4 protein-coding genes are annotated in these 3440 nt (G+C 62.4%); all 4 read right to left on the minus strand.

The features are described from left to right. Positions 1-86: 86 nt before the first annotated feature. Positions 87-1445 carry a gluconeogenesis factor YvcK family protein gene (locus NW835_RS08255; RefSeq protein ID WP_414415020.1) on the minus strand — a complete coding sequence of 453 codons (1359 nt, stop codon included), beginning with the start codon at positions 1443-1445 and terminating at the stop codon, positions 87-89. Beyond that, positions 1438-2415: an RNase adapter RapZ gene (gene rapZ, locus NW835_RS08260; RefSeq protein WP_414365778.1), complete on the minus strand. Its 978-nt coding sequence runs from the start codon at positions 2413-2415 to the stop codon at positions 1438-1440. Before rapZ ends, NW835_RS08255 begins: the two co-directional genes overlap by 8 nt. Positions 2416-2494: 79 nt before the next feature. Continuing rightward, positions 2495-3190 (minus strand): endonuclease III, encoded by a 696-nt coding sequence (gene nth, locus NW835_RS08265; RefSeq protein ID WP_414365779.1) that lies wholly within the window; start codon positions 3188-3190, stop codon positions 2495-2497. A gap of 6 nt (positions 3191-3196) precedes the next feature. Continuing rightward, positions 3197-3440, minus strand: a 244-nt coding sequence (locus NW835_RS08270; protein WP_414415021.1) for a site-2 protease family protein, incomplete at its 5' end; no start/stop codon positions are given.

Raw genomic sequence — 3440 nt, forward strand, 5'->3', positions numbered from 1 at the left:
CTCACGAATTAGGGGGATGCCAAAACTGGGCCGCAAGAATCTACTGGCTATGGCCAGCCCTTAGCAAGGTGGGACTGTGGGGTGGCTTAGCGGTGTCTGTCGAACCAGCGCATCAGCATCGCCGCCAGGCGTTCAGGGTTGTGGCGCACCAAGCCAGTCTCAGAATTCTCTTGCATGACATTGGCCAAGACAGCCCGACAGCCCAGGTAGGCCAGCTTATCCGGATCCAAGACCACAAACTCGGAACCGTTGCGGCGGTAATGTTCTAGGGTACGGGGGGAAGGGGGATCCCGTTGCACCAGGACAGCATCGAACAAGCGCACGCCCGCCACCCGATCCAGAGCCATGACGTGATCCCCAACGGTGTAGCCGTCGGTTTCCCCTGGCTCGGTCATAATGTTGCACACGTAGATGTGGGGTGCCATGTTCTTGGCCAAGGCTTCCACAATCTCCGGGATCAAAAGGTTGGGGATGATACTGGTGTAGAGACTGCCCGGCCCCAGCACCACAAACTCTGCCGCCTCGATGGCCTCGATTGCCTCAGGCAAGGCGGGAGGGTTGGGCGGGTCGCAGCCAATGCGACAGATGCGCCCCCTGGCTTTGGCAATGTTGGACTCGCCCACCACGCGGCGGCCATCGCTTAACTCGGCCCAGAGGGTGACATCCGCCAGGGTAGCCGGCAGCACTCGTCCCTGAATGGCTAAGACTTGCGAGGTGGCGGTGATGGCCCGAATCAGGTCGCCGCCGGTAACGGCGGTGAGGGCGGTGATGAACAGGTTGCCAAAACTGTGCCCGCTCAGCCCTTCCCCAGCCTGGAAGCGGTATTGAAACAGCTCCGTGAGCAGCTTTTCTTCGTTGGCCAAGGCGGTAAGGCAGTTGCGGATGTCGCCGGGGGGTAACACGCCGATCTCCCGCCGCAAGCGCCCTGAGGAGCCGCCGTCATCGGCCACAGTAACAATGGCGGTGATGTTGGAGCTGTAGCGCTTCAACCCTCGCAGCAGGTTGGAAAGGCCGGTGCCGCCCCCCAGCACCACAATGCGAGGGCCACGGCTCAGGCGTCGCCGCAACAGGAGCTTATCCACCAGCGCCTCGTCTCCTTCTGGGATCAGCACATCTTCGATGGAGCGCATGGCGCTGCGGAAGCCCAGCACCACCATCACCAGGCCGATCCCGGTTACCAAGGGGCCGCTGATGGTGTTTGGGATCCAGGTGGTGATCAGGCGCAGGGTGATGTCGATTAATCGCTTGAGGCGAAAGATGGGGGTCAGCTCTGTCCAGATGGCGATGCCCAGCACCATCAGCAGCACGCCCCCCACGGCCAGGGTGAGCCAGCGCTTGACCGCCAGACCAGGGAAGAGCCATTTCCAGCCATTTCCCGGCCAAGCGGCCTTGCAACGGCGAGGCCCCCCCACGGTGGACTTGTTGCTGAGCACGGGCTTAGTCATGGGGAGGTGCAGGAACACCGGCCAAAGGGATCCTAACCTGTTGCTGTTCTACGCCAGCGTCAGGGGGGGGCGGGCCAAAGCGAGCCTCCAGCTCTCGCTGCGAATCCAGCAAATGGCGGTGCTGCACCTGGATGTTCAGGGCAGGCAGGGCAGGGTTGTCGGTGGGGACGGCCCAAGGCCGCAGATCTTGAGCCAGGCGCTCCACCAGAGCCACAGAGCGGTGTTGCCCGCCGGTGCAGCCGATGGCCACGGTTAGGTGGGGCCGTCGTTCTGCTCGGTAGTGGGGCCAGAACGCCTGCACCAGAGAAAAGATCTGCCGGTAGGTGGATTGGGTAACTGGATCCGCAAAGAGGAACGCCTGCAGAGGCGGATCCTGGCCGGTCAGGTGGCGCAGATGGGGCTGAAAGAAGGGATTGGGCAAAAAGCGCACGTCGAACAGCAAGTTGGCATCGAGGGGAGCACCGTACTTGAAGCCGAAGCTGACCAGCCTCAGGTTGAGCGGCTGCGGGATCCCGTGGGCCAGGGCCTGTAATTGCTGCCGCAGTTGCTGGCTGTCCAGCTCAGACGTATCCAGAAGGTGGGTGCAGCGCTCCCGCACGGGGGCCAGATCGCGCACTTCCTGCTCAATGGCCTCCAACAGGCCAACGCCAGGGTGGTGAGGGTGGGGGCGGCGGTGGGCGCTAAGACGGTTGAGCAATACCAGAGGACGGGCCTCCAGAAAGAGGAAAGGGATCCCTTGCGCTTGCCGCCAGCGGTCAAAGGCAAGGAACTGCTCCCGATATTCCGGGATGTGGAGGTTTAGGCTCACCGCCAGAGCAGGGTGGCGAGGCCGCATCGCCTCGATCAAAGAAACAGCCTGGTCAGGCGGGATCCCTTCCAAGCCGGTGTAGCCCAGTTGTTCCAATTGCTGGATGGCCAGGGTTTTCCCAGATCCCGTCAGCCCAGCGATAACCAGAACAGGCAAGGTCACGGGGGTCGGTCTAGTCGGTTGATCGTCCATGCAGCCTATTCTAGGGCGAGGGGGAGCCGAAAAACCGGATGCCAAGCGCTCAAGTCTGGGAGGCTGTTGCAGCTTCTCTGTCCGTTTTCCCCGCCGGTCTCAGGAGGGGAGCGCTGGGGCAGAGATCGGCCAGAAAACACTGGTCGCAAAGGGGTTTACGGGCGGTGCAAATGGCCCGCCCATGGTCGATCAGGCGAATGGACCAATTTTCCCAGTCGGCTTGCGGCAACAACTGCATGAGATCCCGCTCGATGCGCACGGGATCCTCGTGCTCGGTGAGGCCGAGGCGGCGGCTGAGGCGCTTGACGTGGGTATCGACAGTCACGCCGGCGTTGATGCCAAAGGCATGGGCCAGCACCACATTGGCCGTCTTGCGGGCCACCCCCGGCAGAGTGAGCAGCTCTGGCATGGTGCGCGGCACCTGGCCGCCGAAGTCGGTCACGATCTTGCGGCAGGCCTCTTGGATGTGTTTAGCCTTGTTGCGGTAGAAGCCGGTGGAACGGATCAGGGCCTCGATCTCCTCCCGTGGGGCTGCCGCCAGCGCCTGGGCATCGGGAAAGCGGCGAAACAGCTCCGGCGTAACTTGGTTGACCCGCTCGTCGGTGCACTGTGCAGACAAAATGGTGGCCACCAGCAGTTGCAGCGGCGTTTGGTAGTGGAGGGCACAGGTGGAGTTGGGATAATGGCGCTTCAGCCGGATCAGGATCTCCAAAGCCCGCTGGCGCAAAGCCCGCTTGCTAGTCATCTGCAGCTAGCCCGACCCGGTGACAATGGCAAGGGTGTCCTTAAAGATCAGCACTACCCCCAGACCCAGCAGCAGCACCAAGCCCGTCTGCATCACCCGTTCCTCCAGTTCTCTGGGCAGCCGCTTGCCGCGGATCGCTTCCAGGATCAAAAAGGCGATGTGCCCCCCATCCAAGGCGGGCAGGGGCAACAGGTTGAGAATGGCCAGGTTGATGCTGATCAAAGCGGTGAAATTAAACAAGCTGGCCGCG

The sequence above is a fragment of the Synechococcus sp. OH2 genome (assembly GCF_047462155.1).
Classification (GTDB): Bacteria; Cyanobacteriota; Cyanobacteriia; order Thermostichales; family Thermostichaceae; genus Thermostichus.